Raw genomic sequence first — 15,739 nt, 5'->3', positions numbered from 1 at the left:
TTGCTGCACGATGAACTCTACCCCCTCCTGCTCCAGCTTGAGTACCAATCCCTCTTTAACTTCCCTCAGCAGCGCCCCTGCGTCTATCTCTTCTTCAGGCCCTACCACCCGCCCGATACGTGATAGCTCGAGCAACTCGGTAACGAGGGTATTCATGTGCGCCACGTTGGCTCTGATGCGCTCCAGGTAGTGCTGACCCTGCTCGCCCAATTGATCCTGGGACTCTCTCTTCAGCAGTGAGTAGAAGCCGTCCATGGAGACAAGAGGCGCTCTCAGGTCATGGGAGATGGTGTAGACGAAGGATTCCAGCTCTTGGTTCTTTGCTGCGATTTCAGCCAATAAGCGCTCTCGCTCCTCCTCTGCCCGCTTGCCTACCTGTTCGGCAGACAGGCGCTCGGTGATGTCCTGGTATATTGTTTGAAATTGCCTTTCGCCGTTCCAGAGTATTTCCTTGCGGAAGACCTGGAGATGGCGGACTTCACCATTTTTCCTCACAATGCTTACTTCATATTCGGACGGGTCATACTCACCTTGCCGTCTTTTCTCCATTCGTATCTGAAACTCTGCATAGCTCTCTGGAGTATAGCGCTTCTTAACGGGTGCCGTTCTCAGTTCCTCAATGCTGTCGTATCCATAAATATTTAGCATAGCCCGGTTGGCATAAACTGTCTCACCTTCTATGGTCACGATGCGCACCCCCAACGGGGAGCCGTCAAGAGAACGGCGGAAGTTTTCTTCGCTCTTCCGCAACTCTTCCTCTGCCCGCTTCCGTTCGGTGATGTCTTCAATTGTACCCTGATAGCAGGATATGTCGCCTTGTGTATCCTTTACAGTATGGGCGTTGATTGAAACCCATATTATCTCTCCACCTTTTTTGCGAAGCCGGGTCTCAAACTTTTCCACCACCCCTTCCTTAGATAAGATTCCTTTAAAGATTTCTCTATCTTCAGGATTCACGTACATCTGAGTTGCAAGGTCAGTCACGCTATTGATTAATTCTTCAGGTGTGTCATACCCATACATCCAGGCAAGGGCAGGATTAGCACTTAGAAAGCGTCCCTCAGGGGTAGTTTGATAGATGCCGAGAATCGCATCATTGAAGATGTTGCGGTATTTCTCCTCTGCCTGGAGGAGCTCTTTTGTTTTCCTGTACTTATACTCCCTCCTGAAATAGAGCAAAGAGACTGTAAGGAAGAGGAATATGATGAGACCAGTAGCTGCGGAGCGGATGAAGTACCCGTATAATGACCTCAGGATTATATCTTTCTCCTGCCCAACAATGACTGACCAGCCAATCCCCTTTACCGGTGCAATGGATACATAGAAGATGCTCCCCTTTTCTTTTGCATCTGCAATTTCCATATCAATAATGACTCCTGCGCCTGCCTTTTCCAGTAAGCGTGCTTCAGGGTATTTCGTTATTTTCTCCTCATAGGGAACAGTATTACTGAATATGATGTTCCCTTCCTGGTCGAGGAGGGTAATACTCTTTTCGGGGTCTATTATATTTGCCTTGATGAAGGTGGCAAGGAAGGGGGTGCGCTTGGCGCCACCCAGTATCCCGATGACCTTGCCTTTTCTATCGAATATTGGTACGGATAAGGCAACAGCAAGACCCTTTTCCAGGACCACCCTCTGGTACAGGGTAGAAATATAGGGTCTCCAGTTCTTGCTGACCCCTTTATACCAGTCACGGTAGGCAAAGTTCCTGCCGTAGGACTTCCTGCCTCCTCGATAGTCTGCCCAGAGGGTTCCATATTTGTCGGTTATAAAGAGGGTATCGATTTCAGTATGATGTTCACTTAAGGATTTCAGGTGATACAAGGCGCGGTTAAAGTCCTTCTTCTTCACCGCATCGATAAAGAGCAGGCGGCGTGCATAGGATTCCAGGATACTGGTAGCTGCCTTCTGATGCTCATAGACGAGCGTGGAGAGGAGATTCGCCGTTAATGTATTTTCAGTGATTACATTCTTGAATACATACTCATAGTGGTTGCGTATGATGTGAAAGTTGATGAGAAAGGTAATAATCAAGAGAAACGCAATTATTACGGCATATAATTTCTTCCCTTCAAATAAGGTTTTCATGCATGTCCCTCATGGGATTGCCGATTGCGGATTGCGGATTGCCGATTTCGGAGTCATTCATAACTTCTTTATCCTCATTCTGGTACTCTTGATTGATGATACCGTAATTGCGAGAATCTCGTCCGCTTCTTTCATCAATGATTCCAATGAATTTAAATCTACAAAACCTTCGTCTATCAGTAATTCCATCCAATACATTGCTTCATCTGCTTCCTCTTCAACTATACCCATTTTTGAAATGAAATCTGCTGTAGATTTTGCCCTGCAAGCAGCGCGATAGTTTGCCCCCACTGATGTCCCTGAACGTAGCAACTGTCTGCCAAGCACATCGGTTGTCTTTCCTTTTGGAAGGGACTCAACACATTTAATAACATCGAGTGCAAATTGTTTTGTCCTATGTTTCATATCATCTTTATTCATATCATTTATTCTCCGCAATCCGAAATCCGCAATCAAATCACTCCCTTACTCCGTTACGCCCATACGCCCGTACTTCGTATCTCGTTCCTCGTATCTCGACGCTTCACGAGTCCCGCTTCACGGTCTTCCTCGCTTCACAGGTTTGTCTTTCTCAAAAAGCACAATGCCCTCGTTTCCTGCTATTCGAATCACATCATCCGTAAATCCCCTTTTTGAAAAGAGTGCGTAGTGTTTAGTGATTTCCTTTTTCCCCATACTTGCCTTTTCCGATTTTGCCTTCAAGTCCTGCAATATATTTGTTCCCACAGGTTTTTCTGTCCACTTGACCTCGACAAATAAGGCTTTGTTCATCTCCTTGTTGAGCCCGATAAGGTCTATTTCATCATTTCTATCCCACCATTTCCCTATACTATCAAAAGGGAAAAAGAGATGGGAATATTCCCACAGAACATCCTTTGCAACCTTTTCATACACAATGGAAAGATATTGTGGCATATCCTGTTTTATCCCGTGCACCACCCTCTCAACCTGTTCCATCTCTATCTCCGCCCTTCTCGGGAATATAAACCTGAACCAGAACCGAAAGAATTCATCCTTCATTTTGTACAGTCCTTTTTTACTTTTGAGAGGTTTCTCTTCAGTTACCGGCACCTCCCTCTCTATGAGGTCAAGGTCAATCAACGTCCCAAGATATTTATTGGCTACAGGTTGCGAAATGCCTGTAGCGTTCACAATTTCTGAAAGCTTTCTTTTCCCCTGCGCCATTGCCTGCAGGAGTGAAAAATAGTACCGTGGCTCCCTCAGTTCTTCCCGGAGCAGGAATTCAACCTCATCATACAGCGTCTCGCCTTTCTTTAGCACATGGTCTGCAAGATTATGGTAGAAATCCTTTTTTTCTGAAAAATTAAGCCAGTATGCGGGTATTCCGCCTGCAACGGAGTAATGCATGAGTCTGTCCTCAAAGGACCTGCTTTGCCTGAAAGCGCTTATTGATGAAAATGGTATCGGCTGGAGTTTCCATTGCCCTGTCCGCCTGCCGTATAAAGGGGCTTTATATCCAAGAACTTCTGTTTCCATCATACCTACGCTTGAGCCGAGAAGTATGAGATAAATTTGGCTTTTTGACCAGTACTCGTCCCATGCCTTTTGAAAAAGACTTGGTATGCCGCGATTGGACAGGATAAGATAGGGAAACTCATCAATGACAAGGGTGAGCCGTTTCCCTTTCTCTTTTATATACTGAAAACTTTCTTCCCAGGAGTCGAAACCCCTTGTGAGCAATAATGGTTCGTTAAAAAATTCCCCAACGGTGCGGGAAAACCTTTTTAACTGCTCCTTTTCCCCTGTGCTTTCAGCAAGGAAATAGATATGTGGTTTCTCTCTGATAAACTGTTTTACAAGCTCTGTTTTCCCAACCCTTCGCTTCCCCCACAATACAATCATTTGGGCTTGTTGCTCATTCCATTTGTTTTCAAGAAAGGAAAGCTCTTTTTCCCTGTTGATGAACATTCCCCTCGGTGTTTTTTATATACTTTTGAGTATTATACTTTAGAGTATATAATTTTTCACCAACAATATAACCGTATCTCGTAACTTAAAACCCGTATCTCGTAACTCGTGAAGCGTATCTCGTTTTTTAACGCTTCACGAATAACGCTTCACTGGTTTCCACGCTTCACGAATGACGCTTCACGCTTCACGAGCCCCGCTTCACGCATCAAGCCGTTTTATCAGGTTCCTTAACATTCTTGACTCATGGTCAATTTTTTCTAAAACTTTATTTTTTATTGTCTGGTCAATGTATTGAAGTGAAAAACTTGCCTCTATTTGTGTTTCTAATTCCCCACATGAACCAAGAGCAATATATAAAAATTGACGGTATTCCTTGTTATGATATCGATTGAAACCTTCGGCTATATTAGAAGGAATGGATATAACTGCTCTTCTCATTTGTCCTGTCAAACCATAGGTCTCCTCTTTAGGAAATTTACTTGTAATTTTATAGATATCAATCACAATCTCCATTCCTAATTTCCAAATGTCCAAATCTCTAAAGTTTTCTATTTTCATTTTAAAATCCGTATCTTAAACCCCGTTACTCGTATCTCGTGAAGCGTATCTCGTCTTTTAACGCTTCACGCATAACGCTTCACTGGTTTCCACGCTTCACGCATAACGCTTCACTTTTGAATGCCATATAAACATAATTATATGTCAATTATAAAAAACACTCCACCTATTTTTTTGGAAAACTATTTCAGTTCTATTTCGCTTAGAGAATTATAAATATCAGGGGAAAATGCATACTACCTACTACATACTACCTACTGTTTTCAGATATGATGTTAGCTAAAATTTAAAAGTGCACAGCCTTCAAATCGCTATTCCTCACCTTTTGGACATCAATAAGGCTATCATTACACCAGAACCTAACCTAACCTCAGGTAACGCCGTATAAGTTCTTTGACCTGGGTATCAGTGAATTTTTTGTGTAGCTGCGTCATAGTCTAAAACCCCCTTTTTGGTTTTAGATTACCGCAATCGAGGTGTGCACTTTTAATTCTTAAATGACATATTATTGAGTACGGGTTGAAACGTTGTATGTTAGGCAATAATGACAAATGCTGTCTTACAAGAAGTTATCGTTAAGCTGTGCTATTGTTCACTTATTTAACATTTTAGGCTTTTATCGCAGGCAAATCAAACTGACCATTTTTATTTTATCTTTCTTCTGCGCACGCTTTACGAAATATTCCAATCTCATTGCCTCCGACTTACACATCATAGGCGATGTCGCCACAAGCCTGAAAGGCACATGCGCCCTCATGTATCTGCTCCCTTTGCCGGATTTATGGTTTAAAACCCGAGGCTAACGAGTGCTTTTAAGGCAAGGCATTTAAACAATAGCAATTCGCCACAATTTTGTGCCAGTACCATGATTATTCTATTCTGATATTTCGCTAAAAAAATGCCAAGGTAAATGCATTTTATATATATGGATGTGATGATCGAAGGACTACCACAAGACATAAAACCCTATTACCATAATAAAGATGGAACTTTTGATGACCATTAAAAATATCAGGGTACAAGGCGAAATTCTTAAACCTGGTGAGATGTTTCGGACTCAGAATGCACAGCTATTAATTGACCAGGGATATGCACGGAAACTTACCAGGGATGAAAGGAAGGACATTCTCAACGAATATGTCCGGATTGCTGAAAAGGTTATACAATATGAAAATGTGCGATTGCCAGACTACCGGCGAAAACGTTTTCAAACAGGGGAATAAAATGAATGAATTAATTGAATCAAGCGTGATTGTGGAAATAGTAGAGCTTCACCAGAAAATTATGTTGTCAATTAAAAGCACCCTGGGGGATGCAATCCGAATCGGGGAACTGCTCAAAGAGCAAAAAGATAGGTTGCCCCATGGCGCTTTCACGTTATGGATTAAAGCGAACCTGCTTTTTACCGACAGGACGGCACGAAATTACATGAAAGTATTCGAGAACAGAGAACAGTTGAAAACGGAAAGTGTTTCCGTTTTGACAGGTGCGTACCGGATGTTATCGGTACCAAAAGAGGCAGAGCAGGAAGAACTTTTTAAGGCGGGGCTACAGAAGTATATCGGAGAAGGAATAAATCTTGACGAAGCCTTGAACATAGTGGAGTGGGATGAAAAATACGCCGTGTTAAATAAAAAGTTGGTTGCATTAGGAACTGAATGGGAAACACTGAAAGATCGAAGAGTATCAGAAGATGAAGGGAAACAAGTAAAACATGAATCCTTTGACACCATATAACCATTCAGTTACACTTCCGCAAGAGTTATTAAAAGCAGGAGGTGTAATTATGACAGGTGTCATTCTATGTAATAAGTGCCGTAAAAAAATGAATAAAGTTTGTAGTTGTGGGAATTCAAAATGTATAGTTGTTGTTTATTGGCATGGGAAACATTACCATTACCGCCGTGATGACCAGGGATATGTACTCGTATATGACAGGGCAGTTGATAAGCTCATAGAGATAGGTAACGCCATAAAGAAAGGTGTATTTATTCCTGTTGATTTTACGGATGAAAAGATAAAAGAAAGGAAGTTTGAAGTACAGATTGAGCAATGGTTGAATGAGAAAGAGACGAGAGAGCAGGCACAAGAACTATCCCCTGGTACGGTGAGATCATACCGAGGCTATGTGTTAAACCATTATCCTATACTCAATGCCTACGATGTGAGAGAAATCAGCCTCGAGCAGTTGTCGAGCCTCAAGGACACATTATCCGGCGTATCTATAAAGACAAGAAAAAATATTATGAATGCCCTCAGGAACTTCTTTTATTGGTTAAAAGAACGAGGCACCATCAAAAATATGCCTATATTCCCTCACATTACTGGAGACAACGCAAAGGCACGAACAGCCATTGACTGTCAGTTGCAGACCGAAGTATTAAAGAGAATACCAGAAAATCACCGGGACCCGATAGAGTTTCTGATGGAGACAGGACTGAGACCTGGAGAGGTGTGCGCCTTATTGGTTGAACATATTGACGTGAGACAGGGCATTGCGCGGATAGAGAGAACCTATGTATCAGGGAATACTATTAGAGAGACCACGAAACAAAAGCGTAAACGTATCATTCCACTATCTGATAGAGCCTTGCAGATAGCAGAAAAGAATATTAAAGGAAAACTACCGAAGCAATTTCTTTTTATCAATTCAAGGACAGGGCGGGGATATTATCCAAAAGCGTTATGGTACCAATGGACAATACACTCAGGACTTGATATTGACCTATATTCAGGCACAAGACACAGCTTTGCAACACAATTGATTCAGGATAACGATATAAGTATTGTAAAGGAATTGATGGGACATTCAGATATAAGAACAACAGAAAAATACCTGCACATGAGAATGTCAAAGATGTCAAAAGTGGTGAACCTCAGAACAGTTGAGAAACCTCAAAAAGGAAACGAAATAGAAACGAGTTTTGAGGGGGGTGTAGTCAATGATTTCAAGTAGTTATATGGTGGAGGCGGCGGGAATCGAACCCGCTCAACTCTACACCAGTAAACGTTCTACAACACCAAAAGAACCAGAATAGAACCACCCAGTTATTGTACTACATAGACCGTTTAATAAAGAATAATCATGTATTAGTACCAAATGTGAATCAATTAAGGGGGCAAAGCAATGAAAACAATACAACAGTTAGAAGAAAGGCTGCAATATCTTGAAGAACTCTTGGGGCATGAAGAAGTAATAAATATGTTCACCAGCGAGGGCGAGGCATTATCAAAAGATACACTTGAAGTACAGGTCGCACTTAAAGAGATATTTGCGAGGCTATTAACACTTAGTATTAAACAGACCCTATATCTCAACAGTTTGAAAAAGGAAGATGGTCTTGGAATAATACCCGGGACGAAAATAGGGACGGCATGATATGAACAAGACATTAAGAAGAAGACATGAAAGACTTTGTACGATCCCAGGTTGCAAGCGAAGAACACTCGGGAAGGAACGGTACTGTTTATTACATATGAAGAACATAAACAAGTTGACCTTATATGAGAGAAGGAAAGAGCAATGAAGAAAAGGAAAATCAGGCTTTGCTGGACATGTTCTGATTATAAGCACCACGAACATAGACATTGGATGACAGCATGGTTGTGTGGGATGTGGCAGATATTTATTGATAAGCTATTAAACATACATGTGCAAGAAAGATAATGATAATAAGGGTATGGAGGGCGGGTCAAATCTCCACAGATTGAGCGGGAAAAACCAGGATGGTAGTCATGCACGAGTTTTTCACTATTGGAGATTTTCGGGGAGTCCCTTTTTATGATTTGTCCAATCTGTAAAATTGAATTCAAAGGAAGGCGCAACAAAATATATTGTAGTCCTCATTGCAAGCGCCGGGCGAAGAAGAAGCGTGGGGCTCAGAAGCGATGGCAATCTTTTATAAAAAACAACCCTGGTTTTAAGGATCTTAAGGAGCTTGACCTTGAAGATTTTTATTGACAAATTTGATAATTGGTATATATTTATATATAGACATAGCAATACGGGGCAGCAGCCACACTCTCTCGCCACCTTGCAAAGTACTTGAGAGCCGCGGGAATCCCCTCAAGCGTTGGTTAGCCGGTCTGTAAACCACTCGCCACGAATAAATTAAAACAAAAATTGAATATTTGGAGGTTCATATTATGGATAATGATTATGAAAGAATCCAGGAGGGCATCGCTGTCCTCGAAAAAAAGATTGCAGAGTGGAGCAAGTTGAAACTTAATAGCGTGCAGTTGGATATTTATAACCAGATGATAGCTGAGGTAAGAAGGCTAAAGGAGTTACCGGGCAAGCCTTTAACTTTGGAAAATTCTTTGCACGATTATAATCACAGTATCGGTTCAGGTAATGGTTATGAATTAAGATCGCCGGGACAGGCGAAAGATTGGAACAGCGTGTTCGGAAGCCAGGGCGGGTATGTCTGGCCAGATAAGGATTGTAACTTTTTTAGTGCCGTTTTCAGCGGAAGACACCATCCGGGCCTGACCTTGAGAAGCATGACTGAGACTGTCCCAGCGGACGGCGGGTTCTTAATTCCCAGTCAGACAGCGGCACAGATCCATCAAGTCAGTCTTGAAAACGAAATCGTGTCCCCGGGTGCATTCTTACAGGGCATGGTATCCAATGAAATTAAAATCCCTGCTATGGCAATAGGGTCGCACGCCTCAGCTTTGATGGGCGGCTTTACTGCAAGCTATACGAGCGAAACGGGAAGCATCGACGAACATAGTCCGAAGACAAGGAATATGACCCTCACGGCCAAGAAGTTGACAGGAATGTTGAGGTTCAGCTCTGAATTGAGCGCAGATGTCCCTGGTGGATTCGACCAGATCGTTCAAATCTGCGGGAAAGGGTTATCCTGGTATCGTGACCTCTATTTCCTTAAAGGTACAGGCGCTGGTGAACCTCTTGGCATCTTGAAAGCTCCATGCCTGGTCACTGTGCCGAAAGAGACCGGACAGAAAAAAGAAACAATTATTTACGAGAATATAATTAAAATGATGTCTCGTATCTTCGCGGGAAGTTTTAAAAATAGCATCTGGATATGTCACCAAACCTGTATACCCCAACTTCTGTCTTTATCGCTGAGCGTTGGCCTTGGCGGTGCGGCAATCCCCGTGATGAGCGAAACGAATGGAAAATTCACAATGCTAACAAGACCAGTTTTGTTCACGGAGAAAACTGAAACACTTGGAACCCAGGGCGACATTTTACTGGCTGATTTAAGCCAGTACTGCATAGGTTTACGCAACGAGATGAGATTTGACACGAGTATACATGTTCATTTTGAGACGGATGAGCTCCTTAGCAGAATCATCGAGAGGCACGACGGCCAGCCCTTATGGAATGAGGCTTTAACGCTTGCCGATGGCGGGACAACGGTTTCCCCATTCGTTGTTTTGGCGGATCGATTGGTTTAAATAAATAATAGTCGAAGGGAGAGATCCCTTCGGCTTTCTCAGGAGGTAAAAATTATGGCGTTTGTAAATACAGATATGCAACCTGGAAAATTCGGCTGGATACGTAATGGAACTTGTGCAGACGCTTCAGGATGTGAAGAATTTATGGCGGCAGTACCAGGCAAGTCAATAATTGTCTATCATTTTAGCATAAACAACGGGGCTGGCGCTCAGAGCATCACCATAGGTGAAGATGAAAACGCTGGGGCAGTCAAAAAGGCACTGATTGGCCCGATTTCAATGGGGGTGAACACTTCCCTTCAATGGGACTTTCCCTCAGGGATGGTCTTGGCAGTGGGGACGGCGTTAGTGGTCGATAGTAGCTCAAATACGGCCCTCACAATATTTGCTTGGGGACGGGTTGAAATAGAATAAGTTACGTCAATATCTTCTCTGACGTATTGTGACGCCGGCGACGGGCGACCGGTAAAGACGGTAAGCGTCGATAGGTCCAGCCGACTTGTGACCCATTTTAAAACAACTGTCGGCAATCGGTGCGAGGTTACTCCTTCGTGAACCGATACAAAAGTCCGAGGTCATTCGTACAGTGGCCTCGGCCTCCTTTTATAGTGTCCTGATATATCCCATAATCCCATTTTTTCCTATAGTGATGCTTACCGTTTTGATATAGACTACCCAGGGGTACTAAGATGCCTCTTTCATCCTATTTTTCATTCTGAGGCCCACGTAGAGGGTATTAATATTTTAAATAGGATGATCTTACTACTCAGGACCCTATTTATGATATTCAAAATAATCCTTGACATCTCAATACTCTTCATAGTAGTATAACTATTAATAGGTGTTTACTGTGAAACATTATAAAGGAGGTGATACCCAATGAAAACCATAAAAGTAAAAAGAATTAAACCTTATAAAAACATTTCCATCTATATAAAATTATATATAGACAAAGAAGTTTGGAAGGCGTTTAAAGTCAAAGCCATTTATGAGAACGATACTGTAAAGGGTTTGTTAGAAAGGTTCATAGAGGGTTCAGCAAAGGCTCAATCACTTAATTTGCTCGTTGACGTTCCTGAAATAAAGAAACAATGATATGGAAATGGGAACCTTTGAAACTATTCTTCCTCATATCTAATCTGATTGATAACGGCGGTTCTTGTTGGTATGTCCTCATTTTCCCTTGCCGTCACCTTACCTTCCGGTGCGGTCTCGACAGCCTTCTGATAGACTTCACGTTGTTGATCGGGGTCTTTGATTTTAGTAAGAGGGCGGAGAGTCTGATTTTCATAAGGGCTTTTCCGACTTCATAGAAGGCATGTCACATCTTGTCCTCAAATACCTTTTTTTTGATGCATGGATGTGTAGTGATTTTAGACATAGGTATACCCCCCTACTGTTACCCCTCTTTGATGGTGTTTTTCATTGTAGAGGCAACGTAGAGGGTATTAATATATAGAAAGTATCCCAGGGGATACTCCTACTTTTGAAATTAGGTGCAAAATTCAGGATCAGGGGTATTTTTAGGTAGTAGAAAATATTTTTTATTATTTGCTTGACTTTTAATTCATGACTTTGTATTCTTATTTTAGTATTATGAAAAACAGTTGGACCAGAAAAGAAGCTGCTGAAATTACCGGATTACCAGATCGACGAGTTCTATTTTATACAGAGCAATTTGTACTTCCCGGTTTATACACTCCTGTTGGCCGGGGAACCGCTCGTAAATATTCCCTTAAACATCTTTTTTATTTATCCGTAGTAGAGGAGCTTAATTCCCTGGGGCTTTCATTAACACGGATCAGGGCGATTATTCTGGCATTACATACAGAAACCCTTGATTTCTCAAATGCCCCAGAAATTAAAAAATTCCATGAACCTCATATCTGGGTGGACGGTACACTTACAAAAAAACCGACTATGATGGTTATTTCGATACCTCAGAGCCCCGAAGAGCATGTCCTTAGCCCAGATGCTAAAAATTATGACTCTGAAGTTTTTCTTCAGGTTTATACTGGATCAACAAAAATTACATTACTTGTCGATAGACCTTTTAAGATCGTTATAAACTTGAATAAGATTTTTAATAAGTTGAAGTTATAAATATATTTTTTTAATGAGGTGATACATAAATTTGAATCCAAGTTTTACTATAGGAGGTAACACATGAGATCCAAGACGATGAACAAAGAATTAAAAGCGGCAATAGTGAGAAAGTATGGAAATCAATTTTTATTTGCTGCAGCAGTGGGGGAGCGGGAATCAACTATATCAAGCGTTGTACTCGGGCATAAGGTCCTCACCGATGAGCAGAAAAAACACTGGGCGAGGGTCCTGAACGTCAAGGATATCGAGAGGTTGTTCCCTGAGGCAAGTAAAGGCAAATAGATATGGCAAGTCCACAAAAAGAAAATGGGTATACAAGCCTATCGAACGAATTATTCGATAAACTTATAAGCATCAATATATCCGGTCAAGAATTAAGAGCCGCTATGTTTGTTATTAGAAAGACCTATGGATTTAACAAAAAAGATGATTATATCTCCCTCTCACAATTCTGTAAAGCTATGAATATAAAGAAGATTAGGGCTTCCCAGGTTGTCAACTCCTTACAGTTAAGGAAAATATTAACCGTTAAGGAAAACATTAACGGTCTAACCAAAATGTATAGGTTTAACAAGGATTATGAGCAATGGATAACCGTTAAGGAAAAACGATACCGTAAAGGTTTTACGAATGACACCGTTAAGGTTTTACGATCATCACCGTTAAGGAAAACATTAACCACAAAAGACACTCTTACAAAAGACACTCTTACAAAAGAAAGATATGTGTTCTCCTTAGAGTTATTTGAAAACTTCTGGAAGAAATACCCTGCTCGAAATGGAAAGGTAGTCGGTAAATTAGAATGTCTTAAATATCTCAAGTCTCTTAAATTCATAGAATGGGAACCTTTATTAAAGGCAGTAGATAATTATAGCCAAAGTGAAAAGATTAAAGAAGGTTATACCCGCGATCCCATCAATTTCCTTAAAAAAGATTATTGGAGAGACTGGTTAGAGGCAGAACAAAAGGAAAGGGAAAGTAAATTCGATACTCCCCCGTCCATTTCCCATGAAGAAAAAAAATATTGGGAACATGAAGATACCACTCCTGAGGGAATGGAAAAAATACATGCTCTTATTGAAGGTATAGGAAAGGGAATGACAGGAATACATAATAAAACATGATTCCGTTGACACGATATGATCACTCATTTACAATACCCCAGGAGCTATTAAAAGCAGGGGGTGTGATTATGAGGGGACTTATTCTTTGCAATAAGTGTCGCAAAAAGATGAATGGAGTATGCCTATGTACTCCAGAAGGAAATCCACACTGTATTATAAAACTCTACTGGAAAGGCAAAAATTATGAATATCGGAGAGACAACCAGGGGTATCTCTACACATATAAGAGAGCGGTGGATACCTTAACGGAGATAGCGCTGGATATTAAAAAGGGCATATTTGACCCTGTGTCCTGGACAGATGCAAAGATCAAAGAGAGTAAGTTTGAGGTACAGATCCACAGATGGTTACAGGAGAAGGAACAAATGGAAAGTTTCGGTGAGTTGTCTCCCGGGACCGTGGACTCATACCGTGGATATGTAAAGAACCATTTTCCCATGCTTTATGAACATGACGTAAACAAGGTTAAGAGGGAGCACATAGTTTCCTTAAAAGACGCCCTCTCTTCTGTAAAGATCAAGACCAGGAAAAACATATTAAATGCCCTCCATAACTTTTTTAACTGGCTCGTCGAAAGAGGCACTATAAGCGCCTGTCCCTCATTCCCAGAGGTCAAAGGTGATGATAGCGTACAAAGGCGTGCTATAGAGTTTAAACTTCAGGATAATGCACTGGCGTTGATTCCAGAGGCATATCGTGATGCTATCGAGTTTCTCTTTGAGACAGGACTCAGACCAGGGGAAGCCTGTGCTTTACTATGCAAACATATAGACCCGGACAACAGGACGGCGTTGGTGGAGAGAACCTATGTGCGAGGGAACACAATCAAGGAAAGCACTAAACAGAATAAGAAGCGGATAATACCTCTATCGAATAGGGCCTACGAGATCGTCGTAAAACACATGAAAGATAAATTACCAAGGCAGTTCCTTTTCATAAACCAAAGAACAGGCAAAGGAATATTACCAAAAACATTGTGGTATCAATGGCACAAGTACAGTGCCCTGGATGTTTGCCTGTATGAAGGGACCCGACATAGTTTTGGATCACAGTTAATACAAAATAATGATGTAACACTGGTGAAAGAACTCATGGGTCATTCTGATATCAGAACCACGGTGAAATATCTCCATCTCAAAATGGACAAACTAGAGGGTGCTGTCAATAATCGAAAGGTGATATCCCTGGCAAATAGAACCAGAATAGAACCAGTTTCTGATGAGGTTGAAACTTGCAACTAACCAATATCATTAATAATATATGGTGGAGGCGGCGGGAATCGAACCCGCGTCCAAAGAAGAAGAATTGCAAAGAGACTACATGCTTAGTCAGTGTTTTTTTCTCGGGTGAAGGAGCACCCTCTGACAGGTTTTCCAGCACCCACGCCTATAAGTTTTTGCCTTTCTGTATAGGTGTCCAGAAAGACTATCCTGCTTGTATTACACCATTCTGGACTTGAAACAGGAGGAAAGCCCAGATGATGTGGCTGCATTAAGCAGCCAGTGCGTACTCGTGAGAGTCTGCAGTTATGTTTATTTCTACCTTTTTTCGGGTGGGTAGGAACCCGGCATGCCTCTCTGACCCTAACTTCCCTGTCGAAACCTATCGCCCCCTTCATCTTGATCTTAACTCCCGTTCTGCTATCCTTTTTTCATCCTTCTTCTTTATGGCTTCCCTCTTATCAAAACGGGTTTTACCTTTGGCAAGGGCAAGCTCCATCTTTGCCCTGTTTTTATCGTTAAAGTACATGGATATTGGTACAAGGGTATATCCCTTTTCATTTACCTTCCCGTAAAGCTTGTAGATTTCCCTTTTATGCATCAGCAGTTTTCTTGTCCTTTTTGGTTCATGGTTGTATATATTCCCGCAGGAATAAGGGCTAATATGGGCATTCTCGAGAAAGAGTTCCCCGTCCCTTATCCTTGCGTAGCTGTCTTTCAGGTTTGCCCTGCCTTCCCTTAATGCCTTGACCTCTGTTCCCGAAAGTGCAATACCAGCCTCAAAGGTTTCTTCAATATGATAGTCATGGTACGCCTTTCTATTCGTACATATTGTTTTCATATTATTAATATAACACATTTTTCACCAGATTGTTAGCCCATATTGTTTTACTGCGATTCAGACAGTAGACCATAGACATAAGGCAATAGACATTAGACTATAGACTTCAGACAACAGAAGGGAATGGGTAGAGATTACACAAATTGTTAGACCATAGACATAAGGCAATAGACATTAGATTTATGAGAATAAAGTCCAAAGTCTAAGGTCTAAAGTCATAAGTCTTCTTAGATGAGAAGAGCTACTGTATCAGTACCAGCAAATATAGTAGGAATTGGGATATTTAGACACCCATAGAAAAGTCTGATGTCTAAAGTCTTGAGTCCAGTGTCTGAATTGCAAAGAGTTTAACTATAAGAATTGACAAGGGAAAGATAAACATGTTAAGAATTATCTTTGAGTTTTTTGGGGGTTTAATTGACTGTAAGGGTTCAAGAAAAAGG

16 protein-coding genes and 1 other RNA gene are annotated in these 15,739 nt (G+C 41.5%); 11 read left to right on the top strand and 6 right to left on the bottom strand.

Annotation, left to right across the window (positions count from 1 at the left end):
• The 4 genes from NTU69_12455 to NTU69_12440 all read right to left on the bottom strand — a co-directional run.
• On the bottom strand, positions 1-2,088 hold a 2,088-nt coding region (locus NTU69_12455; GenBank protein ID MCX5804317.1), incomplete at its 3' end, for a PAS domain S-box protein.
• 57 nt (positions 2,089-2,145) lie between these two features.
• Positions 2,146-2,508 carry a four helix bundle protein gene (locus tag NTU69_12450; protein ID MCX5804316.1) on the bottom strand — a complete coding sequence of 121 codons (363 nt, stop codon included), beginning with the start codon at positions 2,506-2,508 and terminating at the stop codon, positions 2,146-2,148.
• Between the two features lie 117 nt (positions 2,509-2,625).
• The gene (locus NTU69_12445; GenBank protein MCX5804315.1) at positions 2,626-4,017 is read right to left on the bottom strand and encodes an ATP-binding protein; all 1,392 of its coding nucleotides are present in this window, start codon (positions 4,015-4,017) and stop codon (positions 2,626-2,628) included.
• Between the two features lie 201 nt (positions 4,018-4,218).
• Positions 4,219-4,578, bottom strand: a complete 360-nt coding sequence (locus NTU69_12440) for a four helix bundle protein (GenBank protein MCX5804314.1) — start codon at positions 4,576-4,578, stop codon at positions 4,219-4,221.
• Between the two features lie 995 nt (positions 4,579-5,573).
• Here NTU69_12440 and NTU69_12435 point away from each other — a divergent pair.
• From NTU69_12435 to NTU69_12385, 11 genes are all read left to right on the top strand, one after another.
• Complete coding sequence (locus NTU69_12435; protein MCX5804313.1) at positions 5,574-5,801, top strand: hypothetical protein; 228 nt, start codon at positions 5,574-5,576, stop codon at positions 5,799-5,801.
• Between the two features lies 1 nt (position 5,802).
• Positions 5,803-6,315 (top strand): DUF3102 domain-containing protein, encoded by a 513-nt coding sequence (locus NTU69_12430; GenBank protein MCX5804312.1) that lies wholly within the window; start codon positions 5,803-5,805, stop codon positions 6,313-6,315.
• 49 nt (positions 6,316-6,364) lie between these two features.
• Positions 6,365-7,534 (top strand): tyrosine-type recombinase/integrase, encoded by a 1,170-nt coding sequence (locus tag NTU69_12425; GenBank protein MCX5804311.1) that lies wholly within the window; start codon positions 6,365-6,367, stop codon positions 7,532-7,534.
• 171 nt (positions 7,535-7,705) lie between these two features.
• Positions 7,706-7,957 carry a hypothetical protein gene (locus NTU69_12420; protein MCX5804310.1) on the top strand — a complete coding sequence of 84 codons (252 nt, stop codon included), beginning with the start codon at positions 7,706-7,708 and terminating at the stop codon, positions 7,955-7,957.
• A gap of 752 nt (positions 7,958-8,709) precedes the next feature.
• Positions 8,710-10,005, top strand: a complete 1,296-nt coding sequence (locus tag NTU69_12415) for a phage major capsid protein (protein MCX5804309.1) — start codon at positions 8,710-8,712, stop codon at positions 10,003-10,005.
• Between the two features lie 54 nt (positions 10,006-10,059).
• Positions 10,060-10,419: a hypothetical protein gene (locus tag NTU69_12410; GenBank protein ID MCX5804308.1), complete on the top strand. Its 360-nt coding sequence runs from the start codon at positions 10,060-10,062 to the stop codon at positions 10,417-10,419.
• A 465-nt stretch (positions 10,420-10,884) separates the two neighbouring features.
• Positions 10,885-11,100, top strand: a complete 216-nt coding sequence (locus NTU69_12405; GenBank protein MCX5804307.1) for a hypothetical protein — start codon at positions 10,885-10,887, stop codon at positions 11,098-11,100.
• Between the two features lie 501 nt (positions 11,101-11,601).
• Positions 11,602-12,108 (top strand): MerR family transcriptional regulator, encoded by a 507-nt coding sequence (locus NTU69_12400; GenBank protein ID MCX5804306.1) that lies wholly within the window; start codon positions 11,602-11,604, stop codon positions 12,106-12,108.
• Between the two features lie 63 nt (positions 12,109-12,171).
• Positions 12,172-12,393 (top strand): hypothetical protein, encoded by a 222-nt coding sequence (locus NTU69_12395; protein ID MCX5804305.1) that lies wholly within the window; start codon positions 12,172-12,174, stop codon positions 12,391-12,393.
• Between the two features lie 2 nt (positions 12,394-12,395).
• Entirely contained in the window at positions 12,396-13,235 is an 840-nt protein-coding gene (locus NTU69_12390; protein MCX5804304.1) for a replication protein, read from the top strand.
• A 68-nt stretch (positions 13,236-13,303) separates the two neighbouring features.
• Positions 13,304-14,476 carry a tyrosine-type recombinase/integrase gene (locus NTU69_12385; protein ID MCX5804303.1) on the top strand — a complete coding sequence of 391 codons (1,173 nt, stop codon included), beginning with the start codon at positions 13,304-13,306 and terminating at the stop codon, positions 14,474-14,476.
• A 20-nt stretch (positions 14,477-14,496) separates the two neighbouring features.
• Here NTU69_12385 and ssrA read toward each other — a convergent pair.
• Positions 14,497-14,848, bottom strand: a transfer-messenger RNA (tmRNA) gene (gene ssrA / locus NTU69_12380).
• Position 14,849: 1 nt separating this feature from the next.
• Positions 14,850-15,296 (bottom strand): SsrA-binding protein SmpB, encoded by a 447-nt coding sequence (gene smpB / locus NTU69_12375; GenBank protein MCX5804302.1) that lies wholly within the window; start codon positions 15,294-15,296, stop codon positions 14,850-14,852.
• Positions 15,297-15,739 lie beyond the last annotated feature (443 nt).

This window comes from Pseudomonadota bacterium, assembly GCA_026388215.1.
In the GTDB taxonomy this organism is placed as follows: Bacteria; Desulfobacterota; Syntrophorhabdia; order Syntrophorhabdales; family Syntrophorhabdaceae; genus JAPLKF01.
Note: the sequence above shows the minus strand (reverse complement) of the source record. Positions and strands in the feature narration are given on the sequence as shown.